The sequence below is a fragment of the Flavobacterium micromati genome (assembly GCF_900129585.1).
GTDB lineage: Bacteria > Bacteroidota > Bacteroidia > Flavobacteriales > Flavobacteriaceae > Flavobacterium > Flavobacterium micromati.
The window spans coordinates 234,153-259,888 of record NZ_FQWF01000002.1; the positions used below are offsets into that span (position 1 = coordinate 234,153).

A 25,736-nucleotide genomic window follows, 5' to 3' on the forward strand; every position below is an offset into this window, starting at 1 on the left:
CTTAGACTTTTTTAATTATGGTACTAGTAACGGTTGTTGCTTTTTTAAGTAAATCAAACCAAAAAGGAGCGCCAATGCTAGCGGCAAAGGCCGAAATTATAAAGCCAAGTATTTTAAATAGTATGGCGGCAAGAGGAATGCCAAAAAAAATAAGACCTCCGGAATTTTTAGGTGCTTTTTGCGTACCATCTGTTTTACTAATTACAGCGTTTTGCTGAATTATATTAGAATTCACTTTCATCGTTTCACGAAAAGCTTGATCCCATCCAATAGGTAATTCGAGATCGTTTTTTAAACTATCCATTTGTTTTGCTAGTCCTGCAATGTTTGCTTTTGTGTCGATCAATGCCAATGAATCTGTTTGTGTAACTTCAGTTACTGTATTGTATTTAACACTAAAAGCCTCTAATTGCAATTTATTTTTAGCGTAAAATTCTATCATTGCTATCCTAGCGGTGGGATTTCCTTTGTAATATTCAAACAACGCAACGCTATCGACATTAGCAGCTAATGCAACAAGAAATCCAACCGCAAATAAGCGTTTTTGAGATAATTTTTTATACCAAGCCGATGTTCTGTTGTTGAATTGCTCAAACCAAATTGTAAGTTCATCGATGAGAATACTGTAAATTTTTTCTTCGTTAAAAGATTGATTTTCAATCCCCTTTATTTTAGCCTTATCGAAAGTTTTACGTAGCATTACGATAACATCACTTTGTCCTAAATTAGTTGTCGCAAAATCAAAATCGTTTAATAATTTCTGCTGAAAGAGGGCAGCTTGATTTGGATGATTAAATTTCAAAATTTTCGCAGCTTGACAATTTGCAACTATATCAACCAATACTTCGGCCATTGTTTTGGGATCGATTCCAACCGGCGGTGCTTTTTCAGATTTAGTAAATAATTTGATAGAGCTGTGATTGTAAATCAAAATTCCCCAATTAATTTGATTAGATCCATCAAATAATTTTTCGTTGATTTTGGTTCTGTAGAAACGACCTCTTTCACTTTTTAAGCGTACTATAACTTCATGAATCATACTGCACAATAAGGCGAAGAGCGCCCAGCTTATAATTACTGATATTGCGACTTGAACAATGGTTGAAGAAAAAAAACCTATTTCCATATTTCCATTAATTTATGTTTATAACTCTATTTAATCAATTTAGAATTTTAATTTGACTATAAAATTAGCTTGCCACTTTCAAGATGCGTTACATAATCCAGAGCCAGTTCATTACACTTTTTCTTGACATTCATTAAATCAGAGCAAAAAAATGTCGGTTTTTAAAACACATTAGAAATATATGAACACGAAAGTTTTTGCTATATTTTTGTAATTAAAGGACTTACTTGCTTTATGTATTGAAATTAAAAGTTTAAGTTCGTAAACATCGAACTAAATAGTTCTAATAATTTCAATAAAATAATACAATTGAACCCTCAAATTTTTTAAAAATAAAATATATAGATTGTGTTGTTTAGCTTTTAAAATTTTATTCCATCTTAATCCCATTAGAAAATCAATGCCTGTAACGATGATGCAAATTTTAGCTAACTAATTAACTATTATGATGTTAAGAGCGAATAAAAGTAATAAAAAATAGTTTATTTCTTTAAAATTATGAAATATATTTAGCTAAATTAGATAGTTTCCCTTAGTAAATTGATCGAGCGGTAAAGATCAAGCCTTGCTTTTATTAGTTTTTAATTTAGAGCTTATAAAAGATAAAAATGAAATCCTGCGATGAGTTAGCAGTTGCCCAGATATAAAGGAACAAAGTGCAGAAACCATGTCCAATAACGGACGATTATTTAAAACTTGACTTACGATAAGAATGACAATTCAAATTATTATTTTAAATTTCATTGTTATTTTTAGCAATTCCAAAATCAGCTTGAACATGAGCCGCATTAGCTCTACCGCTTGGATCAAGATTTTCTTGCCATTTTGGAATCCATTTTCTAACTGTTTGCGCAGCGCTGACTTGTGGAAAATATTTATTAAAAATAGATCTGTAGAGGTATGCTTCTTTTGTTGTGGGTGTATTGTAAAAAAATTCGGTTGGGGCGCCTAATAATTGCTCATCACTTACTTGAGTTGCACAGTACTTTATCATCTGATCAATCCAATTATAGCCAACTCCATCAGAAAATTGTTCTTTTTGTCGCCATAAAACTTCATTCGGCAAATATGGATCTTCTGGTGTATCAAATGCCTTTCGCAATATATATTTTTCTTTGCCACCATACGTTTTCGGCATTTTTTCTTCAGCTTTTATTCGAATCGCGACATCTAAGAATTCTTTATCTAAAAACGGAACTCTAGTTTCAAGGCCATGAGCCATAGTAGATTTGTCAGCTCTTAGCAAATCAGCGGTAAATAATTTTTGTACACGTTCGATGGTTTCTTTTTGAAAATCTTCAGCTGATGGCGCGTTTCCAAAATACAAATAACCACCAAAAATCTCATCGGCTCCTTCTCCTGAAAGCACCACTTTTATTCCTAAGTCAGCAATTACTTTGGACAGAAAGTACATTGGAACACTTGCTCTAATTGTTGTTACATCATAGGTTTCCAAATGCCAAATTAATTTATCTAATATTTCAAAACCTTCCTCAACTGCGAAATAAATTTCATGATGTTCCGTTCCTAAAAAATCAGCTACTGTTTTAGCTGCTTTAACATCTGGCGCATCTGAGCTTAATCCTATAGAGAATGAATGTAATTTTTGTCCGCTCTTCGCTAGAAGTCTAGATGCAATTGCAGTTGTTAGAGATGAGTCTAAACCGCCAGAAAGTAGCACTCCAATGGGCACATCACTCATTAAACGCTTTCGCACAGAATTAGTTAATGTTTCCCTTATAAGATCCAAGTTAAGCTCCAAATCGGCTTTATTAAAATCTTCAAATTCTGGATTATGATACTTTACAAAACCCGTTTTTTGGGTGTAATAATGTCCGGGCGGAAAAGTAGAAAGCGTTTTGACCTGATCTGCGATAGATTTCATTTCAGAGGCAAAATAAATCCGACCTCTTTCATCCAGACCATAATATAAAGGTTTAACGCCCATTGGGTCTCTTGCAACCATAAAATCGTTGCCATCAACTACAACAAAAGCCCAATCACCATCAAGCATATTACAAAAACCATAATTAAATTCCTCGTACAAATGAACAATAACCTCCGAATCTGATTTGGTTTTAAAAATATGATCTTTTAAAATTCCATCTCGTAATTCTTGATGATTGTAAATTTCTCCATTGTGAATTACGTATGCAGTTCTACTACCTTTTATTGGTTGTTTTCCAGAATGAAGATCAATAATTGACAAACGTTCGTGACTTAAAATATGGCCGTTTTCAGTTATTAGCAAATCACTTTCATCAGGTCCACGATGTGCCATTCTTTTTGAAAGTTCTCTAAACAATTGTTCTTCTTTTCCTTTGCCAATAATAGCTAATATTCCACACATAACTCTTCAATTTTTATTTAATACAATTCTTCAAATATGCGATAGCAACTATAAGTATTAAACACAAATAGTGCATCAAGTTACTTTTTAAAACAAAAACTTCGCATTTTAATATAACATGTAACTGTAGTAACATTTAAAAATACTATATGATCTTTTATAAAGCAGTTCTTCTATTTAACTTTACTGCCCTTTATAAAAGTAGTAACAGCTTTCAATTTCACTAATTTATTTTCTGCAATTTTCATTAAATCTTGATCAAAAATTACAAAATCTGCCCATTTGCCAACTTCTAAACTTCCCTTTTCTTTTTCTTCAAAATTAGAGAAGGCTGCCCAAATTGTCATTCCTTTCAAAGTTTCAGTTCTGGTTAGCGCGTTTTCAATTTGAAATCCACCTTTCGGATATTCTTTGCTATCTTTTCTCGCTACGGCAGCATGAAAAGTCAACATAGGATTTACCTCTTCTACAGGAAAATCAGTTCCTAAAGCGACTATTCCCGCTTTTTGAAGTAATTTTTTATAAGCATAAGCATTTTTAATTCTCTGTTTCCCCAATCGATCTTCTGCCCAATACATATCTGAAGTGGCGTGTGTAGGCTGAACCGAAGGAATAATTCCGAGTTTGAAATAATCAAAATCAGCCTCACGCAATACTTGTGCATGTTCAATTTTCCATCGGCGGTCTTTTTTATTGGTTAGCACTTCTTTATATATTTTTAAAATCACTGTATTTGCCGAATCGCCAATAGCGTGTGTATTCAACTGAAAATTAGAAGCTGCAATTTGTAGAGCAACAGCCTTTAATGCTGGTCCTTTTGCCAGTAAAGCTCCATATTGTTTTGCTTGATCAGAATACGGTTTGTGCATACAAGCGCCGCGAGAACCAAGTGCGCCATCACCGTACATTTTAAAAGAGCGCACGTTTAAATTATCGGTTTTATAAATTCCTTTTTTAAAGTACAAATCCATATTTTTTTGATTCGCAGTAAGCATAGCATAAATATTGATTTTAAGTAGTTTTACTTTTTGCAAACTATCCATTAGATGAATAATATCTGGATCTAATCCTGCGTCATTGACTGTGGTCAGACCATAATCGAACATCACTTTTTCGGCATCTAATAATGCTGCTATTTGGATTTTCCGATTTGGTTTAGGAATTATTTTAAACACTAATTCCATCGGATTATCAACTAAAATACCCGTTGGTTCGCCGTTAGCAATTTCGATTTGACCACCATCGGCATTTGTATCTTTTGTAATTCCCGCTAATTTCAGAGCGCTACTATTCACGATGATTGCATGTCCATCTATTCTATTTAACACCACTGGAATATTTGGAAATGCTGCATCTAAATCAGCTTTTGTTGGGAACTTTTTTATTTCCCAATCGTTTTGATCCCAACCATTTCCCACGATAAATGCTGGGTTTTTATTTTTTTGAAAATCTTTTAAACGAGTTATGATTTCATCCATGCTTTTTGTACCACGTAGATCTGCTTCTTGCAAACTCAAACCGAAATTATAAAAATGGCAATGCGCATCAATTAAACCGGGATAAATAAATTTTCCTTTTGCCTCAATTGTATTTTTAGATTTATACTTTTTAGTGATTTCATCATCAGTTCCAACTGCTACTATTTTTCCATCTTGGATTGCGATGGCTTCAGCAGTGCTAAATGTATCATTAACGGTATAAATTTTGGCGTTTTTAATTATAGTATCAACATCAATTTTACTTTCTTGATTACAAGAAATCAATAAAATTAAAGCAAAAAAGAAGGGAATAGATTTCATATTTAACAGTTTATTTAGGCTAATATAAAAAACTGCTTTCAATTTTGATCATTTGAAGAGAAATAAACAATAAATTCCAGTTAAAAATGAGTCCTCTATCTTATTACCATAAAAAAAATGCTCTCAATTTTGAGAGCATTTAGGGTTTTTCAACTGCGAAAGAACTGCTTTTTTAAATTATTCTAGTAAAATATTTTTAGCAATCTTATCAAATTTTCCATTCATATCTATCGTTAGCCGTTTTTCTTGTTGAAAATTTGAGATACACTACTTTTTCCTCCCATGATTCCGACCAAATCTTTCTGTTTAAAGTTCATTTCCTCCACTCTAATCTACATTGCTTCAATTTGGTTCGGAGTGTCAATAGGGAAGTGCTTATTTTCATAATTATCAATTAGCATCGTCAAAATTTCCGCTTCATCTCCTTCAATTGAAATAGAAGCGGCATCAAAAATAACTTCAAGTCTTTTGAGAGCTTTCTCGTAATCATTTTCTTTTTTAATAGATGTAATTTCCATAATTTTAAATTGTGCCTGTGCTTAGTTTATCACATAAACATATCCCAGCAAAATCATTCATCAAAGGAGGAAAGGTTACAAATTGAGAATCGTTTTAAACTAAAGGATTTTTACTGGTATGTAAAATAGTAAGAATTATAATTTTGTTGTTGTTGTTGTTGTTGTTGTTGTTGTTGTTGTTGTTGTTATTGTTATCAAATTGATAATGTACACCAAAAGGGAATATTTTTGTAAACGCTACTCTTGTGTTTCTGTATTTTACTTCAAATAAAAGTGGATTTACACTAATATAACTAATCGTTTCTTTTACAGCTAAAGAAAAACGTTTTTCTAATCCTGCTTGTTGTTCTTTGTACCATTTTTTATTTTTTCTAATGTCGTTTTCAGCATCAGTATGATAAATTATTTGGTATTTCATATTTCTTCGTCTAACACATCAAATAAGTATTCAATAGATTTAAACTTCTCAGGATTATTTAAATCGGATAAACGAGCATCTAAAATATCTTTTTGCCATTCAGGCAACTCTTCATTGACGTTTTCAATACTTGGGTAACTTTTTTTAATGCTTTCCCAATCTTCTATAGCAACTACAACAGCGGTCTTATTACCTAAATTATCTGATATATACTGAACATTCATAATAATTGGATTAAAATAACTTTCTCAAAGATAAGAAAAAATTTAATGCCTTAAATTGTATTTTCAACCAAAGAGATCTATAGTCTTCTAGAAATAGCAATTTCAAATAAAATGCAAAAGTCTTTGTAAAAACAAATGTACAATCATAGATAATATTACAGGAATTGTTTTATTAGCATTGTTTTATTTGCGCTTGATTGCGAGCGCAACAATAATTTCGGTGCTTTCAGCTTACCGATGCTCGGATTTGTCGAAAACTATAGTATCGATTTCTAATTTGATAGCGCAAGTTTTCAATCCGCACGCAAAAGCAAAAGCATCAACTAGCAACACCATAATACAAAACTAAAAAACCGAGCGATTGCTCGGTTTTTGTATAATTCTAATCAATTATTTATTTCCACATTGAATTAGAAGTTTATTACATTAGGCTTTAACATAAGCATCATCATGTACGCTTGCCACTGCTCTACCAGATGGATCATTCATATTTTTAAAAGCTTCATCCCATTCTAAGGCAATTTTTGTACTACAAGCCACACTCGCTTCCTGCGGAACACATAAAGCGGCAGCATCACTAGGGAAATGATCATGGAAAATAGAACGGTAATAGTATTCCTCTTTGGATGTTGGCGTTTGCAGTGGAAACTTATATTTAGCATTTGCCAACTGTTCATCTGAGATTTCAACAGCAACTGTTGCTTTTAAAGTGTCAATCCAGCTGTATCCTACACCATCACTAAACTGTTCTTTTTGTCTCCAAGCTACACTTGGCGGAAGCATTTCTTCAAAAGCTTTACGAAGCACCCATTTTTCCATTGGATGCTCCTTGTTTATCATTTTATCTTGTGGATTAATTCGCATGGCTACATCCATAAATTCTTTATCTAAAAAGGGTACACGCCCTTCAATTCCCCAAGCTGCTAAACTTTTATTAGCACGCAAACAGTCATACATGTGTAATTTCCCTAATTTACGAACGTTTTCTTCGTGAAATTCTCTTGCATTAGGTGCTTTGTGGAAGTATAAATATCCTCCAAAAAGTTCATCGGCTCCTTCACCAGATAACACCATTTTAATTCCCATCGATTTTATAACTCTGGCCATTAACCACATTGGGATGGATGCTCTTATAGTTGTAACATCGTAAGTTTCTAGGTTGTAAATTACATCTCTAATGGCGTCCAAACCTTCTTGAATGGTGAATTTAATTTCGTGATGAATGGTTTTGATATGATCTGCAACAATTTGCGCTGCTGCTAAATCTGGAGACCCTTCTAATCCCACCGAGAAGGAATGCAACTGAGGATACCAAGCATCAGCAACATCGCCAGATTCAATTCGTTTTTGCGCATATTTTTTGGCCACAGCCGAAGTAATAGACGAATCTAAACCCCCTGAAAGAAGCACTCCGTAAGGCACATCACTCATTAATTGCCTGTGAACCGCTGCCTCTAGTGCTATTTTTATATCTGTAATATTTGTTTCGTTATCTTTTACAGCATCATAATCCGTCCATTCTCTTTTGTACCACTGAACAAATTCTCCGTCTGTACTTGTCATGTAATGTCCTGGAGGAAACAACTGGATTTTTGTACAATATCCTTCAAGTGCTTTCAACTCTGAAGCCACATAAAAAGTTCCGTGCTCGTCCCAACCAATATATAATGGAATAATCCCCATGTGATCGCGGGCGACAAAATATTCATCTTTGTCCACATCATAAATTGCAAATCCAAATATTCCGTTCATTTCATCTAGGAAATGAGGTCCTTTTTCTTTGTACAACGCCAATATAACTTCGCAATCACTCTCGGTTTGAAAGTTGTATTTACCTTCAAATTGTTTGCGCAGTTCTCTGTGGTTGTAAATTTCGCCGTTAGCTGCCAGAACTAATTTTCCATCTTCGCTAAACAAAGGTTGTTTTCCAGAAGCGGGATCAACTATTGCCAACCTTTCATGAGATAAAATCGCTTTTTCATTACTAAAAATTCCACTCCAATCCGGTCCACGGTGACGAATAATTTTAGACATTTCTAAGACTTTTGGTCTCAAAGTTTCAGCGTTTTGCTTTAAATCAAAGGCACATACTATTCCGCACATAACTATATATTTTTAAGAGATTTGTTTATTTTGATAGGGCAAAGATGTCGATACAGTTTAAATCGGAAAACATAAACTTTAATATTGGTTACAAATGGCAAACAAAAAATACTATTTACATTAAAAATGTAATTAAATGATAAATTAAATAGAGTTAAAGTGAAAAATTGTTAAAACAAATATTATCGGATCTTTAAAATGCCATGGCTGACATTATGTTTTTTTGAAACAATAAAAAATCGCGCGAGTTGCAGTGCTTTACAATGAATTTGCAATAGCTGCATACAATAAAAGTTGAATCGAAATTAGTTTAGACAGCATATTGATGGAATTACACCCACCAAATTATTTACTTTATAATTTATCTAATTTCCTCCACCAAATACTTCGTTCCATTAATCTCAAAAGTAAAACCTTCTTGATTACTCAGCAGTTTGTTTCCCAATGGAGATTGCGGAGAAAGCGCAATAACATTAATCCCATCAACCGTGATTTTTGGCAATGCCACGCTTAGGTACAAGTAAATCCCATTTGCCTTTACTAAACTTCCTAAAATAATTGTTTTAGAATCATGAGAACTATCAATTTTATCTAAGATTGCTTTTTGATCTAAAACTTCTCTCAATTTTCTATTGATTTTTTCCTGCTCAATGTGCATCATCGACAGTGCGGTTTCATGTTTATCTCCAGCGGAACCTTTGGCATCATTTTTAGAATCCTCAGTTAATGCCGCAATCATATCTTTAAAAACATCGATTCTATCTTGTACCAATTGTAAATATTGTAGGTGTATTTTATATTTAAAAGTCATGATTTTTTGTTTTATTAATCTTTAAAGGTATTTAAAAGAGAAGTTTATTTTGCAAAAAAAATCTTTTTTTCTGTCTTTTAAAATCTAAGATCAATCTGTGTATTTACAGAACTATTTTTTTGAAAATCCAGATATACTTTTCAATAACTTTCGAAAGTAATTTTTAACTTTACAAACTAAAATTAAATTTTAACCATTAACATATTAAAAAATTATGAGAAAATCCACATTTATTGCCACAGCTGTCTGCTCACTGACAATACTTTTATCGATTGATGCCAACGCACAAAAATTTCCAGATCTTGATAAAAGTCCGCTCGATGCTGCATGGTATCCTAATGATTATAAAGAAACGAATAAAGCAGCTAGAATAATTTATGGCCGTCCACAGCTTAAAGGACGGAGCGTTAATGAACTTGCGCCAAATGGTAAAGTTTGGAGAACTGGAGCTAATGAAGCTGCCGAAATTACCTTTTACACCGATATGGTTTTAGACAAAACTAAAATTGCCGCAGGAGTTTATACGCTTTACACAATTCCTGGGGAAAAAGAATGGACTGTTATCATAAACAAAGACAAAAACGTTTGGGGAGCTTATACTTATAATGCTAAAAACGATGTAGCCCGTTTGTCAATTCCTACTACCACAGCGGCTGATTCCCTCGAAGCTTTTTCAATGGTTTTCACTAAAGCTGATAAAGGTGTTGTGCTAAATATAGGTTGGGGAACAATGAGACTTGCTGTTCCTTTTACCAATTAATAAACGAACTCTACAAAAAAACAGACTATCTAATTAAGGTAGTCTGTTTTTTTATGCATATTAAAAATAATTTCTGATTTAAAAATCAAATTTATAATTAGCACCTAGAAGTATTTGAAACCTTTGAACTGGAAAATTCAACCATTGTTGGTAACCATTGTTTGTAATATTGTTTGCTCTAATAAAAGCAGTTAAACGATCACTATAATTATAACCAACATTGGCATTTACATCAAAAAATGATTTTAAAACTATTGGAGCAGCATTATTAACAAAAGCAGTATTCACTTGAAATTCCTTGCGCTCGCCCACATAGAAAACATTAGCGCCCGCAAACCATTTTTCAGTTATTTTAAAATCGAGACTTGAATTAATTCTTACAGCAGGTAAATTCCATGCTTCACTTTCAAAATCAGTTGTAAAACTTCTAAAGCTTCCATTGATTCCGAAAGTGACATTTTCAGAAAAATCAGCTTTCACTTCGCCGTACAAATTCAATGTTCGCACGTTATCATAAACCACTTGAAAAGAATTTCCAAAAGCATAATTCTCATTAGAGCTGTTTTCAGTATAATCATTACTTTTAAACAATGCTTTATTTCTTTCGTTTAAATAAGATCCTTTGATATTATAACTTACAGTATTGGTCAATTTACCTTTTAAACCCGCAAAAACATCATACTGCTGATCTGTTGGTGCGATCATTAAGGTTGGTGACAAGAACGGATTTACATCAACAAAATCTTGATAGGAATTTTGTCTTAAATCTCCCTCGGCGCCAGCGTAGAAAATCATTAAATCTCCCACAACTTTATAAGATGCATTGAACTTAGGGTAAATTAATAATCTGTTATTGTTGTTTTCAATGTCCATACTATAAAACACTGCCGCACCAATATTTAAAGTCCAATCCTCTTTTAACATTACAAAACTAGGCGAAACTCCTAGATTTGTGAAACCATATTTTAGCGGCTGAATCATATTGAGATAATTTTTTTCGAAACTTCCTTGAACATAATCTACAATTAAATCAGTTTTTACAGCGCTGTCCATTACGTCAAACTCAACCGTTGGTTTGGCATAAAATCGGTTTTCAGCTGAGTTATAGATATCTGTAAAGCGACTAAATTTAGCACTCATATTTTTTAAGATACTTTCATTAAATTCGACTTTTCCAGCTAATGAAAAAGTGCTGTAGGATTGCCTTGTATCAATTTCATTGAGCAAAGATCTTCGATCCTGAGGCGAAAGTACGCTACCAAAATCGGTTGGAATTCCATACCAATTAACAATTTGGTTTTTCACTCCTAAATCGATGTTCCACGATACTTCTTTTTGATTCGAACCATACATTAAATTTAGCGATGTGTCATAAAATTTATCATCAAGTTCCACTTCTTGTATACCGCCTTGAGACGAATGATGACGAAACATTCCACCTACATAGTCAGTATTGTTGAGATCGTAATTTACAAATAATTCTCCTACTAGTGTGCCATAATTCCCCACGCCCAGAGTAGCATAGTTTTTATATAAATAGGCTTGCTTTTCTTTTTCGACACCTTCGGCTTTTCCTTTAGACGGTGTAAAAGTAGAAGCAACAGGAAATGAAAAAATAGAATACTTTACAGTTTCCTTTTTAGTCGTAATCTCGTCATCTAAATCGGCAATTTCTTTCACTTTGGATGCATCCGAAATTTTTGGCGTGTAAGGCTTAACCACGTTTACCGTTTCAGTTGCGATTTGTTTTTTGTCTTGTGCAAATGAAAATTGACAGACAAGCATGAGTACTAATCCAAACCCAACTTTTTTAGTAACTTTATCAGTCATAAAAATGGTTTTTTTATTTAATACAGTTCTTATTTTGAAATCTTTAATTGTCATGTTATATTTTTTTACTTTTTAAGTATGTATCTCCTTACTATTAAACTGACCATTCCCCTTTAGCAATGAATTTTATTTTTCCACCTATTCTAATGTCAAAGTGATCCTCTGAAAACATTCCGTTAAAATAGATTTGGGAGGGTCTATTAATAAAATCGCCTTGATAATTAATTGTTTTTATTTCTGAAGAATGGTATTTTAAAAGAAACGCCTGTAAACACGAACTAGCGCTTCCCGTCGCGGCATCTTCTACCAGTTGGTTATTTTCTATGCAAAACATTCTGCTGCTTAATTTTTCATCTTCTAAACAAAAGAAATATAAAGCTCTATGATTTGTGACACAGTTTGTGCGCATCCAAATATCCATTTTGTCTTTGTCCAAATTTAAATTTTCTAAAATTTTTAAACTTTTCAAAGCAACAATAACAAATGCGCTACCTGTCGAAACTTCTTGAATGGAAAATCTAGAATCAAAATCATCCACAGTTAGATTACTAAATAATAAAAAATCTTCTTTATTTGAGCTGTTTAAAAATTCTGGCTGTGCGGCTTGTAGCCAAACCAAATCTGTTTCTTGAAAAACTGGAATATGACCTATTGGAACTGATATAGTAATCTCCTGAGGATTATTTTCTAACACCTTGTTCATCAAAACCCATGATGTACCTATAATAGGATGACCAGCAAATTGCATTTCATGTTGAGGAGTAAAAATTCTAATAGTTGCCATTGCACTTTCAGGAAATAACGCAGTGACAAATGTGCTTTCAGCAAAATTAATTTCTCGTGTGATTTTAAGCATCTCTTCATCACTTAATTTCTCAGCATCTAAAAACACAGCAAGTTGATTACCTGCATATTTATTTTCTGCAAAAACATCAACTATATAAAAGGGTATTGTCATTGTTTAATGATTTGTAAAATGGATTTTAGAAATTTATCTATGAGCGTATTTTCAAAAACTCATACAACTTAATTTATTTTTCTATCGATGAATTAGTTTTTGATTCTTCCGCTTTAATAGCGCTTAGCGTAGTTTTAGCTTCAGCGACAACCTCTGGAAAATCAGTGAAATTTTTGATTACATTTTCTAAAATATAGGTCGCTTGAAAGCTATCTTTCAGTCCGTAGAAATTTTTTGCCATCAGAACTAATCCTTTGGCGCCGTAAAATTTATAGCTAGAATAATTCTTTGCTAATTTTTGCACCGCTACATTTGATGCCTCGTAATTTGATTCTTTATTTTTGAAAAATGCGTCGTAATATAAGGCTTCAGCAGCTAACTCGCCTTTGGCACTTGCCATAACTTTGGCGTAAGCAACTTTGGCTTTGGCTTCATCTCCAGTTTCCATAGCAGCGCGGGCAATAATAATTTGCGCATCACTTTTTACTTTATCATCTGCTTTAGGATTTTCCAAGACTTTTTCGGCATAAATTACTGAGTTTAAAAAATCTTTTTTATCATAATACGACTTCATCAAATTAGATTGAGCATACGTTTTATTTTGCGCAACATCTGCTTCATTTTCTAAACGCAAAAGGATAGTAATTGCTTTATCAGTTTGTTTATCCTTGAGAAAAATTTGCGCTAGTCGCGATAAAGACTGCTCTGTAAATTCGCTTGAAGATTGCGCGATAATATATTCATAGTATACAATTGCTTTGTTTAAAGAACCTTCGGCAAAGTAAGATTGACCAAGATAATAATTAGCTTTCAAAGCATGTAGGCCTCGTGGAAATTGGCTTACATAACTATTAAATCCGGCAATAGCTTGCTTGCTATTCCCTTGCTGGAATTGTTTTTCAGCAGCTTCGAAGGTATCATTGTCTAATTCAACATCAGTTACTGCTACAAAATCTAAAGTGCGTACCCAAGTTGCATATTCATCAACTCTACCGCCGTCTACATAAATTAACCTTGCCGTTGCAACCGCTTCAAGTGCTTCAGGAGTACGTGGGAAATCAGCAGCGACTTTTTTAAATTTCACCAAAGCCTGATCGTTTTTATCAGTATTGTAATACACTAATCCTTGGCGCAAAATTGCTCTGGAAGTAAACAATCCCTTTTTAAATTCAACATTCAAGCGCTCATAAGTTTTTATAGCCAAGTCGTTTTTATCGTCAGCAACATAAGTGTTGGCCAATTCAAATAGTGCATCATCTTTATATTCAGATTTTGGGTACAGTTGTACAAATGAATTTAGTTCGGCTATTTTTTTATCATTTTCACCCAAAAATCCATAAGAAATTGCTTTTTGAAAATAAGCATAATCCGCGTCAATACTTTTAGATGCAATTACCTTATTATAAGCGTCCATTGCCTCACTATATTTTGAAGTAACAAAACGACAATCCGCTAAACGCAAATACGAATCATTCAATCGAACTTTATCACCGGGTGATTTTGCTATCTGACTTTCAAAAAAGTTTCCTGCTTGATCGTACTCCTTCAATTTAAAATAGCAATAAGCAATATTGTAATTATGGTTTTTATATTCGGGGGTTTTTGAAGCTAAAGTAGAACTTGCAAATTGCTTGTAACTCAATAATGCCTCTTTGAAATCATTTAAAACATATTCTGATTCTCCTCGCCAAAAAGTGGCTCTGCTAGTAAAAACCGGATCTTTTTGTTCAGTTGTCGCTTTGGTAAACATTTTTAAGGCTTCTTGATAATTTCCATCAGTATATAATTCCAGTCCTCTGTAAAAAAGCACTTTTTGAAACGCTAGTTTGTTTTCTGGTGATTTATTTTTCTCTAATAAAACCAAAGCTTCTTTGTAGTTCTTAGAAGAAATATACGAATCTATGATTAATTTTTCAATCTCTTGACGATTAGAATTTTCAGGATATTTGTTCAAGAACGCTTGTAAAATTGCAGGCACGCTTTGATACGCATTGCCTAATTCATAGCTCAGTTTAGCATAATTTAAACTGGCATCTTCTTGTATGGCCAAGTCAAAATCCATTTCAGAAGCATTTTTAAAAGCGTTTAAAGCTTCTTGCTTTTTATTAGTATTTAAATAACTTTCACCTAAATGATAATAAGCATTTTGAGCAACAAAATCATTCCCACCAACAATTTTATTGAACTGTGAAATGGCATTTTCATAATCTTTCTGTTTGTAATAGGCGTATCCTAATTGATAATAATCTGTATTATTCCACCTTCCTTTTTTGCCTTTGTAAGCAACTAAAAACGGAATTGCAGCATCGTATTTTTTTAAGTTAAAATAGCTTTCGCCAATGATTTTATTCAGCTCTGATTTTTCTAGAGGTGTTGACTTGGCCATTGCTTTTGAACCTAAATCAATTGCTTTTTCGAAATTACCAAGTTTAAAATTCATGTCGGCTTGATAATACGACAGTTTTTCTTTATACTTTTCTTCTCCTGAAACCTCGTCAAAATACTTTGTTGCCTGTTTGTAATCATCACCTTCATAAGCCATAAAACCAAGATAGTATTTAGCTTGCGACCCATATTCAGCGGAGTTGATGACCTTATTAAAATACGTCGTAGCTTCTTTTTTCTTTTTGGCATTAAAAAAGCTATATCCTTTTTGGAAATTATATTTTTCTTGATCATTGCGGCTCAAACTACTTTCATCAACTTTTTCAAACCATTGTAAAGCTTGTGGATAATTGCCTTGTTTAAAATGAAATTGTGCTACTTCGATGTAAGCTTGATTTTGTTTCACACTCGTGGGATAATCCGAAACAAATTGCTCCATTAGTTCATCTCCATTTGCCTGATTGGTTCTAATAGCACAATTAGCAGCGTAATATGCACAATCTGATTTTAGCTCTTCGGTTGCAGCAGTTTCTTTGACTTTATTGAATAAAAGTTGTGCCGATGCATATTGTTGTTCCTTAAACAATGCTACAGCTTTGTTAAAATCTTTTGACTCATGTGTGTAAATCGTCGATTTTTGTGCCGTAACTGACAAAGAAAATATAAATAGTAAAAAGAAGAAGTTCCAAGAAAATATCCGCATTGTGTTTGTATTTAAAGAATTCAAATATATTATATTTTGAATGCTATAACGAATCAAAACTTACTTTTATTATGAAAATGCCAACAACTGTTTGCATTTCTATATTACAAAATGATACTTTTTTGAGAATCAAATAACTGTATTTCATTTTCTCTGTTTTTTAAGATTCTGTTTAATACAATAGAATTTATTTTGAATAGAACCGTTATCTTATTACTTTTACCCCATAAACAAATGCAAATTATGTCACAATCCGTACTGTCTTTAAAAAATGTAACTATTTATCAAGAATCAAAATCTGTTTTATCAGAGGTAAACTTAGAGGTAAATCACGGAGAATTTCTTTACATCATAGGAAAAACAGGTTCCGGCAAAAGTAGTTTGATGAAAACTTTGTACGCTGAGCTTGCTTTAACTGAAGGATCAGGCAGCGTTGTGGGATTTGATTTAGCTTCTTTAAAAGAAAATGATATTCCATTTTTAAGAAGAAAAATTGGAATTGTTTTTCAAGATTTCAAATTGCTTCCAGATCGTACAGTAGATGAGAACATGTTATTTGTGCTCAAAGCCACAGGCTGGGAAGACAAAATTGAAATGCAAAATAAAATTGACGAAGTATTGAGTAAGGTAGGTATGAAAGATTTTGGTAAAAAAATGCCACATCAACTTTCTGGTGGAGAACAACAACGTGTGGCAATTGCTCGTGCTTTATTGAATGATCCAGAATTAATCTTAGCTGATGAGCCTACAGGAAATTTAGACCCACAAACTAGTGTTGAAGTGCTCGAAGTACTTAAAAAAATCAATGCTAATGGTAAAACGATTATTATGGTAACGCACGATTACGCATTGTTGATGAAATTCCCTTTCAAAACTTTAAAGTGTGAAGACACTAAAATGTTTGAAGTAATTCAGCAGAGAGCGGTTTAATGTTATCGATTTTAATTACGATTTATAACTATAATCTTTTGCCACTTGTAAAAGAACTTCATCGTGAATGTTTGCAATTAGGTATTGTTTTTGAAATTTTAACGCAAGATGATGCATCGAATTCATTACATAACATAAAGAATATTGAAATTAATAAACTACCTCATTGTAGTTATTGTTCTTTAGAGGAAAATGTTGGTTATCGTGAAAATAAGAATATTTTAGTAAGTAAATCAAAGTACGATATTTTACTAATTCTAGATGGAGATTGTATATTACCCAACGCCAATTTCATTAAAAATTATATAGATCACATTGATGATTTTGAAGTAATTTACGGAGGCCGAATTCATGCGCAAAATCCTCCTTCGGCTACGCAATTGCTTCGGTGGAAATACGGCAAGTTTATGGAAGATCAAACCGTAGCACAAAGAGAAAAAAATACTTATGGTGCAACATTGTTCAATAATACTTTGATAAAAAAAGCAATTTTCAATTTAATAAAGTTCGATAGCTCTTTTAAAAAATATGGTAATGATGATACTTTATTTTCATTTGAATTGCAGAAACGAAATGTACAAATAAAACATATCTATAATCCAGTTCAACATGATGACATTGATACAAATGTTATTTACTTGGAAAAAACAAAACATTCCTTAGAGAATTTGAAATTACTTTATCAAAAACAACTTATTCCTCAAGATTACAGCAAAATGTTGCGTTTAACTTCAAAATTACATCGTTATAAACTAACCTATCCTTTGAGCATATTTTATACAATTTTTGGAAAATTAGTTGAAAATAATCTAAAAGGAAACAATCCTTCACTGCTTGTATTTAATGTTTTCCGACTCAGTTTTTTCAGCAAATTATATATGAAATGAAAATTCTTTTAGTTGATAACTTTAGTAGTGAGAATATTATTGGAAATATATTGTTTTTAACAAAAAATGTAGCTAAATGCCTTTATTTTCGGTCATAATCCCATTGTATAACAAAGAAAATTTCATTCAAAATACTTTACAAAGTGTTTTGGATCAATCTTTTGTTGATTTTGAAATAATTATTGTAAACGATGGATCAACTGATAAAAGCGAAGAGATTGTTTTAGCGTTTACCGATCCTCGCATCACTTATTTTTCAAAACTAAATGAAGGAGTTTCAGCGGCACGAAATTACGGAATTCAGCAATCTAAAGGAATTTATGTTGCTTTTTTAGATGGTGATGATTTATGGTTCCCCCAGCATTTAGAGACTTTGCATGCGCTGATTGTAAAAAATCCAAAGGCGGGAATTTTTGCTGCTCGATATCAATTAATTTTTCAAAATCAAAGTATTTATATTCCAAAATTCAGCACCATCCCTGAAAATTATAGCGGAATTATATCCGATTATTTTGAATCTAGTTTGCAATATGCCGTAGCAACCTCTTCTAGTATTGCAATTCCAAAAGCGGTTTTTAAAAATGTAGGTTATTTTGATACTGAAATCAACGTTGGCGAAGATACTGATATGTGGACACGAATTGCTTTACAATATTCAGTAGCTATTACTAATGAAGTTACAGTTTCTTATTTACATTATGTCCAAAATAGTTTATCTAAACAATCGATTTTAAATAAAAAAATTAAGGATTTTACTTTTTATAAAGAAGCTGAAAAACAAAATTCTAGTCTCAAAAAATATCAAGATCTATATCGATTGGAATATGCGTTACAATACAAAATGGCAAATAAACATCAAATTGCAAACCTACTATATGCCGAAATAGAGCCAAAAAGCATACGACTAAAAAATAAAATATTGTTCTTTACGCCAAAAATAATTTTGATTTTACTCAAAAAGTTTAAAATTTTTCTTCGAAACAATGGAATCGAATTTTCTATTTATCACTAATTAATTGATGAGCTAAAAAATCGTCAAAATCTCTAATATAATCATCTTCATCAAAAACGGCAGAAGCAATAACTAAACATACACTTCCTGACGAAAAATTATTAAGCTCTCGCCAAATTTCCTGATTAATTAACAATCCTTGAAAAGGTTTATTTAAAGTTATTGTTTGTTGCTCTTTCCCATCAGCCATTACTACATCAAAACTACCGCTAAGAGCAACAAGAAATTCTTTTTGTTCTTTATGCGAATGTCCTCCACGTTCGGCAGCACTTGGCACATCATATAAATAATATACACGCTTCATCTCAAAAGGCAAGATATCGAGTTCAATAACAGATAAATTCCCTCGAATATCTTCAATTTTTGGAATCGAAATTAATTCTATATTCATTTTAATTAGTTTTGTTTTTTAGTAAATCAATCCATTTTTTACAAATATTTTCAGATGAAAATTTTGCTATAGAAGCCTTTGCATTGTTTTTGCACGATGTGTAAAGTGGAGTTTCATTTACCATTCTATTCATAGCTGCTTTTAATGCTTCAAAATTCTGATTTTCTACTAATAATCCATTCCTTTCATCTACAATCATTTCACTAGGTCCATTTTCACAGTCAAAAGAAATAGCTGGCGTTCCCACTGATAAAGCCTCTAAAATGACCATCCCAAATCCTTCATATTGACTTGTTAAGATTAAAAACATAGCTTCTTTACAATACAAAAGTATATTTTCCTTAAAACCTAAAAGATGAATATAATTTGAATAGGAGCTTTCTAGTATTTGTATTCGCAATCGCTCTTGTTCTTCGCCATTGCCTAAAATTACTAAGTGAATTTCGTTTCTTGGCAAGTCACTGTTACAATAGATTTCAATCAATTTATCAAACTGTTTCATCGCTACTAATCTCCCTATTGCTATGCAATACTTGAATTGAATAATTGAATCTGTTCTTTCAGAATCTACTTTGTTTAGAGAAATTGAATTCGGTATAACAACGCCTTTTTCAAAATTATACTGTTTTTTAATTTTGTTATTCATTTCAACTGAAACCGAGACTATTTTATAAACTTTAATAAAAATTTGCTTTGCAACCCATTTTTTTGAAGTGAGATAGTGTGCTAATTTACTACTGTGAATGGTATAAATAATTTTAAAACTAGAATAGATATAGTATAAAAAAGCCAATTCCATCCAAGGATTGATTCGGTAACGAAAATCAATGATATGATCAAATTGATGCTTGTTTAAATACTTTTTTAGTTTAAAATATTTCTGGAATTTAGAATACATTCCTAGATTAACTAGTGTACCGTAATAGGCATAAGCTACTTTATTTTCTAAAATTATTACGTGAACTTCAAAATCAGAATCGCTCAACACCTCAGATAATGAAGCAAACGCACGTTCCAATCCGCCATCGGCTAATGTATATCCTACTAGCGCTATTTTATTCTTTTTACCTTGCTTTACCAATCGTGAATTATTAGATTCGTAACAAATATAAAACTCTTACTTCAACATTATGCACAACAATCCGCTAGTTTCCGTAATTTGTTTGTGTTATAATCACGCACCATTTGTTGTTGAGGCTTTGGAATCAGTATTAAATCAAACCTATACAAATGTAGAATTAATTATAGCTGACGATTTTAGTACTGATAACTCAACAGAGATAATTATGAATTGGTTAAAAAATCACCCTGAAATTTCGTTTATTTTGAATTCTCAAAATATCGGAAACACAAAAACCTTTAACAAGGGTTTGAAATTAGCGAATGGAGAATATATAATTGATCTTGCCGCTGATGACGTTTTGACACGCGACTGCATTGCGAATCAATTAAAAGGTTTTGCAGAAAGCAAATATAAAAATCTAGGTTTAGTTTACGGTAATGCAGAATGGATCTCAGAAACAGGAAAACACATTCACAACTATTTTGAAACTGATAAAAATGGAAAAGGATTAGTCTCTCAACCCACCGGCGATATCTATATTAATTTACTCAATGGCAAAACGAAACTTTGCTCCGTGGCTGCTCTTGTAAAACGCGAAGTTTTTGATCAACTCAATGGTTACGATGAAAACCTAGCGTATGAAGATTATGATTTGTGGATTCGTGCGGCGAGAAATTATAATTTTGATTATATCGATGAAATTTTAGTTCAAAAAAGAATCTTAGACAATTCAATGTATACGTTATTATTACAAAGAAATAATTCAAGGACTCGTCGTTTCAACTACTCCACTTATGTTGTTTTAAAGAAAGCATTTGTTTTAAACCGCAACAAAGCTGAATTTAAAGCGATGTTAAAACGCATTCGTACAGAAATGAAAGTGACTATTCATACTCGAGATTTTCAATTATTAGTGAATTATATTTTTTTGGATATTCAAGTGCGTTTGAAAGTAAGTAGTTTTATTTAGATCTCCATTTATCTTTAATTTTTCGGCAATATTCATTAACATTAATTCTTTTGTTTAATTCCGCATAGGATAAATAAATAGATGCTATACACAAAACGCCAAGAAACCAGATAGCATAAGGGTAATCAATCAAAACAACTGTAGCAGATGCTATAGCCCCTAGAATAACAGACTTGAAAATAATTTCTAAGGTGTTTTTACGAAAACTGAACTGAAATTTATTTTTGACTACTCTGTAAACATAACAACTATATAAGATGTAATTTAATAAAGTAGCTAGGCCAATTCCTAGTAAGTCTAGATACTCATACAATAGTATGGTGAGAGTTATATTAAGTAAATGACTGAATATTTCTTGTTGAAGATAAAGTTTTTTTTCTCCTTTTGCCAAAATTATAAATGCAAGCGGCCACATAATGGCTTTTATTATGACAGCTAACAAGGCGAATTTCAGAATTAGAACTACATCAAGAAATTCTTTAGAATATAATAATTTAATGATAAAAGGCGCAAGAAAATAAAATCCGATAATAAGCGGAGTGATCAGTATTAGTCCAATTTCAATTTGATCATTTACCATGCTTTTTACTTGTAAATTGTCATCTTGCGCATTAGTTAATCTTGGGTAAAAATCAGTGGACATTGCAGTAAAAATCATCCCAGTATAAGTCACTAATAAAGTTGAAGAGACTACATACAAACCCAAAACTGTATTTGATTCATTCTGAAAATTAAAATACAATGCAAGTAAATAAGAAATGAAATGTCCTATAATCACATTTACCGATAATAATAAACCTAATTGGATCATTTCCACACCACGTAAAACAGTTTCACTTACACTGATTTGAACAGGAATTGTTTCAATTTTTTTTGCAAAAAACCAATTGATTAAATAATTCAGAATCGTTGTTAAAATTAAAACAGCAACAATTCCGTCCAATCTAAAATAATAGTAAATTGGAATAGAAACGGCAGTAACTGAAATAGCGTAAATAACTGATGAAATAGCAATAGCTTTCATTGAACGAGTGGCTTGCAAAATCACCATTTTTTCAACAGCTAAACTTGAAAAAATAAAATTTATAGATAGGACAAGAAACCAATTTACATATTCAGTCGACCCAAAAGTCCATATACTTAAGGGTTTTGCTAAAAAAAAACAGATTAGCACGCCTAGAATACCGCTTGCAATTGACCATCTCCTAAGTACTATTATTGTTTTTGAAAATTCCTCTTGATTTCTATTAGAATGTGCAATAGCCACCATTCTTACGCCGCTTATGTTAATTCCAAAAGAGGTAATGGATGAAATAATAGCTAGCGTATTTTGTAAAATTCCTATAATCCCTATTCCTGTTGTTCCCAAGAATACAGCGATAAATTTAGAGCCTACCAATCCTACAAGAATTCTCAGTACCTGCGAAAAGCCAAAAACTCCTGTAGCTTTCAAAATGATTTTATGACTTTGATTCGTTTCTATTTGTGTTATTTGGTTTATAGATTTCTATTACTGTTGTGCCTTTGGTTTTAGTGACATAAAATGAAATCATTCGTTTCATTTATGTCTTTATATATCTTAGTTAATAATATGTAGAAAAGATAACCATGAAATTTAATGCAGTCTAATCTAATCAAAAATATTCAAATTAAAATTTATTTAAAATTTCAATAATATAATCTACCTCACTCATCGTAATCACTGGATTTACTGGCAAGCTCAACACTTCATCATGAATTTTTTCAGTTATGGGTAGAGATAAAAGATTATATTGTTTTAAAGCTTTTTGCTTGTGAGGCGGCACGGGATAATGAATTACAGTTTGAATACCGTTTTCGCTCAAATAATTTTGTAATTCAGCTCTGTTGCTTGTGCGAATCACAAACAAGTGAAAAACATGATTTGCAGAATTATCATAAAAAGGCAACGTAATCTTATCATTTTTGATTTCAGCAATATATCGCCTTGCAATCACGCGTCGCTTTTCATTGTCAGCATCTAAATGCGGTAATTTCACGTTTAGGAAAGCCGCTTGAATTTCGTCTAATCTTGAGTTTACTCCAATATAATCATTGTAATATTTAGTTTCAGAACCATAATTACGCAATGACCGAATCACCTTCGCCAATTCTGAATCATTTGTAACCACAGCGCCTGCGTCACCTAATGCTCCTAAATTTTTCCCGGGATAAAAACTGTAAGCGATTGCAGATTGTTGATTAACGATTTTTGATTTTTGATTTGCTTCTAATTCTACATCGGAATTTGGAATTTTAGTATTGGAAATTGTGACAGCCCCATGAGCTTGAGCTGCATCTTCAATTACTAGTAGATTATTTTCAAAAGCAATTATGTTTATTGCATCCATTTCAGCCAACTGCCCGTATATGTGAACCGCTAAAATAGCTTTCGTTTTTTGAGTGATTTTTTCAACAATCAACTCTGGATTTATGTTGTAAGTTTCTAATTTTGGCTCGACCAAAACTGGAACTAAATCAGCTTGTAAAATAGCGAGAATACTAGCAACATAAGTATTTGCTGGCACAATAACTTCGTCGCCTTCGTTCAATTTTCCTAGTTGAATATATCCTTTAAAAATCAATACCAATGCATCTAAACCATTTCCCGTTCCAATGCAGTGTTTTGTTCCGCAATAGTGAGCAAAATTATTTTCAAATGTCTCCACTTCGTTCCCTAAAATGTACCAACCACCTTCCAAAACCGATTTCAATTTTTCTTGAAAAGCTGTTTCGTAAGGTTCATTGATCTTTTTTAAATCGAGAAATGGTATCATACTAAATTCATTTTATAAAAATCCTGACTGTAAACTGAGCAACCTAATTCTTCTTTTTGTTTTAATAGTCCTGCACTATATCCTTTTTCATTATCGTCGTTTACAATTCCCATATCAAAAAAAAGTTTTCCACTATCCTTATACGTTCGTATTAAATTTATAAGTAAATAATCCAGTGCACGTAAGCGCTCCCCTTTTTCAGTAGTAGCTCCATACTGCGATTTTATAACTGATTCTGATTCAAATATCGTAATTCCAGCAACAATATCATTCTCATGATAAACGGAAAACTGTTTAATATTTTCGGGGAAACTTTTCTTTAATTTTGCTATTTCTAATAAACTGTGAACGGGCTTAGCATTGTGCTTTTTTAATAATCGAGGTTGTAAAACAAGGTTCCAAAAAGAATCAAAATTTTGTTCCTCTATTATTTCCAAATCAAGTTCCTCTACTCTTCTAAAATGCTTCAACTTACTTTTTGAAATTGTCAATGGTTGAGAAAGATTTACAGCCAAATTCATTTCTTTCCGATCTAAATAAGCTCCCTTTTTTAGTAGAAAAAAATCAATTTCACTATTGCCGATAGGAAAATAAAAAGATGGAATTGGTTTGAAATAAAAAGCAGAAAAATCATTATTACTGAGATAAGAAAGTATTGTATCTAGGATAGTGCCTATTACTTCTCCATTAGTTTTTTTTAAATAAACTAATCCTCCATAAGTCAAACCTTGATGAGAATAAATCGTGCTTCCAACTCGGTTAGCAGGCAAAACAGCAATTAATTTTTGATTATCATAAACCATCAGTGAAAAATCATCAAATCGATCTTTATGGTATTCCATAAAATCACGATGAAATAAAAAAGTAGCATTCTTGGCTTCACTTACAAAGTCATTCCATTTTAAATAATCACTTTGCTGGTATTGTTTGACGAAATAATTTTTCACGATTTGCTTTTAAACTTTGGAAAATTAAGCATTTTTTATTTATTCTCTATCGCAGGCAAATACCATTTATATTTTACAGCCATTAATCGAATGGAAATAATGACAAGCGAAGTGGTTAGGTATAGAACATCGTTTTCCAAATTCATTTTTCGAAGTATAAAGAACACAATTCCGCCTAGAATACATATTGTGGCATAAATTTCCCTTCTAAAAATTACTGGAATTTCATTGCACAAAATATCACGAATAACGCCTCCAAAACAAGCTGTCATGGTTCCTAAAGCTATACAAATAATGGGGTGAAGACCAATATTAATTCCTTTTTCAAGACCTATTAATGTAAAAACACCCAATCCTATCGTGTCAAATAAAAATAAAGAAGTTCGCAACCGGTCGAATTTTTTTCTAAATAATATGGCCAAAATAAATCCCACACTAATTACATAAACATATTTAAAATCAAGCATCCATCCTACGGGCGTTCTCCCAATCATGATATCGCGCAAGGTTCCGCCGCCAACTGCCGTTACAAATGCAATGATAAAAACGCCAAAAGGATCCAGCTTTTTATTCATAGCTGTCAACGCGCCAGACATAGCAAAAGCCATTGTACCGATAATATCTAATAATTGAAACATTTAAAGAGGAATTTTTAATTTCATATAATTGCGCAAAAATAAAGAAAATAGCTGGCAAATCAATTGGAAACTACTGTAAATGCCGATTCTATTAGTGAGAATGAAATTTTGTAAACCT

22 protein-coding genes are annotated in these 25,736 nt (G+C 32.1%); 5 read left to right on the top strand and 17 right to left on the bottom strand.

What is annotated here, in order from left to right; all coding sequences use genetic code 11:
- Position 1: 1 nt before the first annotated feature.
- From BUB42_RS03225 to BUB42_RS03260, 8 genes are all read right to left on the bottom strand, one after another.
- A complete protein-coding gene (locus BUB42_RS03225; RefSeq protein WP_139257262.1) occupies positions 2-1,126 on the bottom strand; it encodes a hypothetical protein in 1,125 nt (374 codons plus the stop codon).
- A gap of 733 nt (positions 1,127-1,859) precedes the next feature.
- Complete coding sequence (gene asnB / locus BUB42_RS03230) at positions 1,860-3,476, bottom strand: asparagine synthase B (protein ID WP_073017141.1); 1,617 nt, start codon at positions 3,474-3,476, stop codon at positions 1,860-1,862.
- A 173-nt stretch (positions 3,477-3,649) separates the two neighbouring features.
- On the bottom strand, positions 3,650-5,275 hold the full coding sequence (locus BUB42_RS03235) for an amidohydrolase (protein WP_073017143.1): 1,626 nt from the start codon (positions 5,273-5,275) through the stop codon (positions 3,650-3,652).
- A gap of 332 nt (positions 5,276-5,607) precedes the next feature.
- Positions 5,608-5,793, bottom strand: coding sequence for a hypothetical protein (locus tag BUB42_RS16885; RefSeq protein ID WP_396177516.1), 186 nt, complete (start codon positions 5,791-5,793; stop codon positions 5,608-5,610).
- Positions 5,794-5,887: 94 nt separating this feature from the next.
- The gene (locus BUB42_RS03245; protein WP_073017145.1) at positions 5,888-6,211 is read right to left on the bottom strand and encodes a type II toxin-antitoxin system RelE/ParE family toxin; all 324 of its coding nucleotides are present in this window, start codon (positions 6,209-6,211) and stop codon (positions 5,888-5,890) included.
- On the bottom strand, positions 6,208-6,435 hold the full coding sequence (locus BUB42_RS03250) for an addiction module component CHP02574 family protein (RefSeq protein WP_073017146.1): 228 nt from the start codon (positions 6,433-6,435) through the stop codon (positions 6,208-6,210). Before BUB42_RS03250 ends, BUB42_RS03245 begins: the two co-directional genes overlap by 4 nt.
- 426 nt (positions 6,436-6,861) lie before the next feature.
- Entirely contained in the window at positions 6,862-8,538 is a 1,677-nt protein-coding gene (asnB, locus tag BUB42_RS03255) for an asparagine synthase B (RefSeq protein ID WP_073017148.1), read from the bottom strand.
- 361 nt (positions 8,539-8,899) lie between these two features.
- Positions 8,900-9,349 (bottom strand): hypothetical protein, encoded by a 450-nt coding sequence (locus BUB42_RS03260; RefSeq protein ID WP_073017150.1) that lies wholly within the window; start codon positions 9,347-9,349, stop codon positions 8,900-8,902.
- A gap of 214 nt (positions 9,350-9,563) precedes the next feature.
- Here BUB42_RS03260 and BUB42_RS03265 point away from each other — a divergent pair, with 214 nt between their 5' ends.
- Complete coding sequence (locus BUB42_RS03265) at positions 9,564-10,109, top strand: DUF2911 domain-containing protein (RefSeq protein ID WP_073017152.1); 546 nt, start codon at positions 9,564-9,566, stop codon at positions 10,107-10,109.
- A 78-nt stretch (positions 10,110-10,187) separates the two neighbouring features.
- On the opposite strand, the gene BUB42_RS03270 is transcribed toward BUB42_RS03265, so the two are convergent.
- The 3 genes from BUB42_RS03270 to BUB42_RS03280 form a co-directional block, all read right to left on the bottom strand.
- Positions 10,188-11,993, bottom strand: coding sequence for a TonB-dependent receptor (locus BUB42_RS03270; protein WP_317614888.1), 1,806 nt, complete (start codon positions 11,991-11,993; stop codon positions 10,188-10,190).
- Positions 11,994-12,033: 40 nt separating this feature from the next.
- Positions 12,034-12,897, bottom strand: a complete 864-nt coding sequence (locus BUB42_RS03275; protein WP_073017154.1) for a PhzF family phenazine biosynthesis protein — start codon at positions 12,895-12,897, stop codon at positions 12,034-12,036.
- A 73-nt stretch (positions 12,898-12,970) separates the two neighbouring features.
- Positions 12,971-15,985, bottom strand: a complete 3,015-nt coding sequence (locus BUB42_RS03280) for a tetratricopeptide repeat protein (protein WP_073017155.1) — start codon at positions 15,983-15,985, stop codon at positions 12,971-12,973.
- A gap of 243 nt (positions 15,986-16,228) precedes the next feature.
- Here BUB42_RS03280 and BUB42_RS03285 point away from each other — a divergent pair, with 243 nt between their 5' ends.
- The 3 genes from BUB42_RS03285 to BUB42_RS03295 all read left to right on the top strand — a co-directional run bounded on the left by BUB42_RS03285 (position 16,229) and on the right by BUB42_RS03295 (position 18,814).
- Positions 16,229-16,915, top strand: coding sequence for a cell division ATP-binding protein FtsE (locus BUB42_RS03285; protein ID WP_073017157.1), 687 nt, complete (start codon positions 16,229-16,231; stop codon positions 16,913-16,915).
- Positions 16,915-17,802 (top strand): glycosyltransferase family 2 protein, encoded by an 888-nt coding sequence (locus tag BUB42_RS03290; protein ID WP_073017159.1) that lies wholly within the window; start codon positions 16,915-16,917, stop codon positions 17,800-17,802. Before BUB42_RS03285 ends, BUB42_RS03290 begins: the two co-directional genes overlap by 1 nt.
- A gap of 76 nt (positions 17,803-17,878) precedes the next feature.
- Positions 17,879-18,814, top strand: coding sequence for a glycosyltransferase family 2 protein (locus BUB42_RS03295; RefSeq protein ID WP_073017160.1), 936 nt, complete (start codon positions 17,879-17,881; stop codon positions 18,812-18,814).
- On the opposite strand, the gene BUB42_RS03300 is transcribed toward BUB42_RS03295, so the two are convergent.
- Complete coding sequence (locus BUB42_RS03300; RefSeq protein WP_073017162.1) at positions 18,801-19,205, bottom strand: sugar 3,4-ketoisomerase; 405 nt, start codon at positions 19,203-19,205, stop codon at positions 18,801-18,803. The genes BUB42_RS03295 and BUB42_RS03300 overlap by 14 nt on opposite strands.
- Position 19,206: 1 nt before the next feature.
- Positions 19,207-20,286 (bottom strand): glycosyltransferase, encoded by a 1,080-nt coding sequence (locus BUB42_RS03305; protein WP_073017164.1) that lies wholly within the window; start codon positions 20,284-20,286, stop codon positions 19,207-19,209.
- 49 nt (positions 20,287-20,335) lie between these two features.
- Between BUB42_RS03305 and BUB42_RS03310 the strand changes: the two genes are divergently transcribed.
- The gene (locus BUB42_RS03310) at positions 20,336-21,238 is read left to right on the top strand and encodes a glycosyltransferase family 2 protein (protein ID WP_073017166.1); all 903 of its coding nucleotides are present in this window, start codon (positions 20,336-20,338) and stop codon (positions 21,236-21,238) included.
- Here BUB42_RS03310 and BUB42_RS03315 read toward each other — a convergent pair.
- The 4 genes from BUB42_RS03315 to BUB42_RS03330 all read right to left on the bottom strand — a co-directional run bounded on the left by BUB42_RS03315 (position 21,231) and on the right by BUB42_RS03330 (position 25,618).
- The gene (locus tag BUB42_RS03315; protein WP_073017168.1) at positions 21,231-22,691 is read right to left on the bottom strand and encodes an oligosaccharide flippase family protein; all 1,461 of its coding nucleotides are present in this window, start codon (positions 22,689-22,691) and stop codon (positions 21,231-21,233) included. The genes BUB42_RS03310 and BUB42_RS03315 overlap by 8 nt on opposite strands.
- Positions 22,692-22,887: 196 nt before the next feature.
- Positions 22,888-24,033 carry a DegT/DnrJ/EryC1/StrS family aminotransferase gene (locus BUB42_RS03320; RefSeq protein ID WP_073017170.1) on the bottom strand — a complete coding sequence of 382 codons (1,146 nt, stop codon included), beginning with the start codon at positions 24,031-24,033 and terminating at the stop codon, positions 22,888-22,890.
- Positions 24,030-24,980 carry a FemAB family protein gene (locus tag BUB42_RS03325; RefSeq protein ID WP_139257266.1) on the bottom strand — a complete coding sequence of 317 codons (951 nt, stop codon included), beginning with the start codon at positions 24,978-24,980 and terminating at the stop codon, positions 24,030-24,032. Before BUB42_RS03325 ends, BUB42_RS03320 begins: the two co-directional genes overlap by 4 nt.
- A gap of 35 nt (positions 24,981-25,015) precedes the next feature.
- Positions 25,016-25,618 (bottom strand): trimeric intracellular cation channel family protein, encoded by a 603-nt coding sequence (locus BUB42_RS03330; RefSeq protein ID WP_073017173.1) that lies wholly within the window; start codon positions 25,616-25,618, stop codon positions 25,016-25,018.
- Between the last annotated feature and the right edge of the window lie 118 nt (positions 25,619-25,736).

Coding starts and splice junctions, on each gene's coding strand:
- BUB42_RS03225 (WP_139257262.1), bottom strand. CDS start 1,126: ATGGAAATAGGTTTTTTTTCTTCAACCATTGTTCAAGTCGCAATATCA.
- asnB (WP_073017141.1), bottom strand. CDS start 3,476: ATGTGTGGAATATTAGCTATTATTGGCAAAGGAAAAGAAGAACAATTG.
- BUB42_RS03235 (WP_073017143.1), bottom strand. CDS start 5,275: ATGAAATCTATTCCCTTCTTTTTTGCTTTAATTTTATTGATTTCTTGT.
- BUB42_RS16885 (WP_396177516.1), bottom strand. CDS start 5,793: ATGGAAATTACATCTATTAAAAAAGAAAATGATTACGAGAAAGCTCTC.
- BUB42_RS03245 (WP_073017145.1), bottom strand. CDS start 6,211: ATGAAATACCAAATAATTTATCATACTGATGCTGAAAACGACATTAGA.
- BUB42_RS03250 (WP_073017146.1), bottom strand. CDS start 6,435: ATGAATGTTCAGTATATATCAGATAATTTAGGTAATAAGACCGCTGTT.
- asnB (WP_073017148.1), bottom strand. CDS start 8,538: ATGTGCGGAATAGTATGTGCCTTTGATTTAAAGCAAAACGCTGAAACT.
- BUB42_RS03260 (WP_073017150.1), bottom strand. CDS start 9,349: ATGACTTTTAAATATAAAATACACCTACAATATTTACAATTGGTACAA.
- BUB42_RS03265 (WP_073017152.1), top strand. CDS start 9,564: ATGAGAAAATCCACATTTATTGCCACAGCTGTCTGCTCACTGACAATA.
- BUB42_RS03270 (WP_317614888.1), bottom strand. CDS start 11,993: ATGACAATTAAAGATTTCAAAATAAGAACTGTATTAAATAAAAAAACC.
- BUB42_RS03275 (WP_073017154.1), bottom strand. CDS start 12,897: ATGACAATACCCTTTTATATAGTTGATGTTTTTGCAGAAAATAAATAT.
- BUB42_RS03280 (WP_073017155.1), bottom strand. CDS start 15,985: ATGCGGATATTTTCTTGGAACTTCTTCTTTTTACTATTTATATTTTCT.
- BUB42_RS03285 (WP_073017157.1), top strand. CDS start 16,229: ATGTCACAATCCGTACTGTCTTTAAAAAATGTAACTATTTATCAAGAA.
- BUB42_RS03290 (WP_073017159.1), top strand. CDS start 16,915: ATGTTATCGATTTTAATTACGATTTATAACTATAATCTTTTGCCACTT.
- BUB42_RS03295 (WP_073017160.1), top strand. CDS start 17,879: ATGCCTTTATTTTCGGTCATAATCCCATTGTATAACAAAGAAAATTTC.
- BUB42_RS03300 (WP_073017162.1), bottom strand. CDS start 19,205: ATGAATATAGAATTAATTTCGATTCCAAAAATTGAAGATATTCGAGGG.
- BUB42_RS03310 (WP_073017166.1), top strand. CDS start 20,336: ATGCACAACAATCCGCTAGTTTCCGTAATTTGTTTGTGTTATAATCAC.
- BUB42_RS03320 (WP_073017170.1), bottom strand. CDS start 24,033: ATGATACCATTTCTCGATTTAAAAAAGATCAATGAACCTTACGAAACA.
- BUB42_RS03330 (WP_073017173.1), bottom strand. CDS start 25,618: ATGTTTCAATTATTAGATATTATCGGTACAATGGCTTTTGCTATGTCT.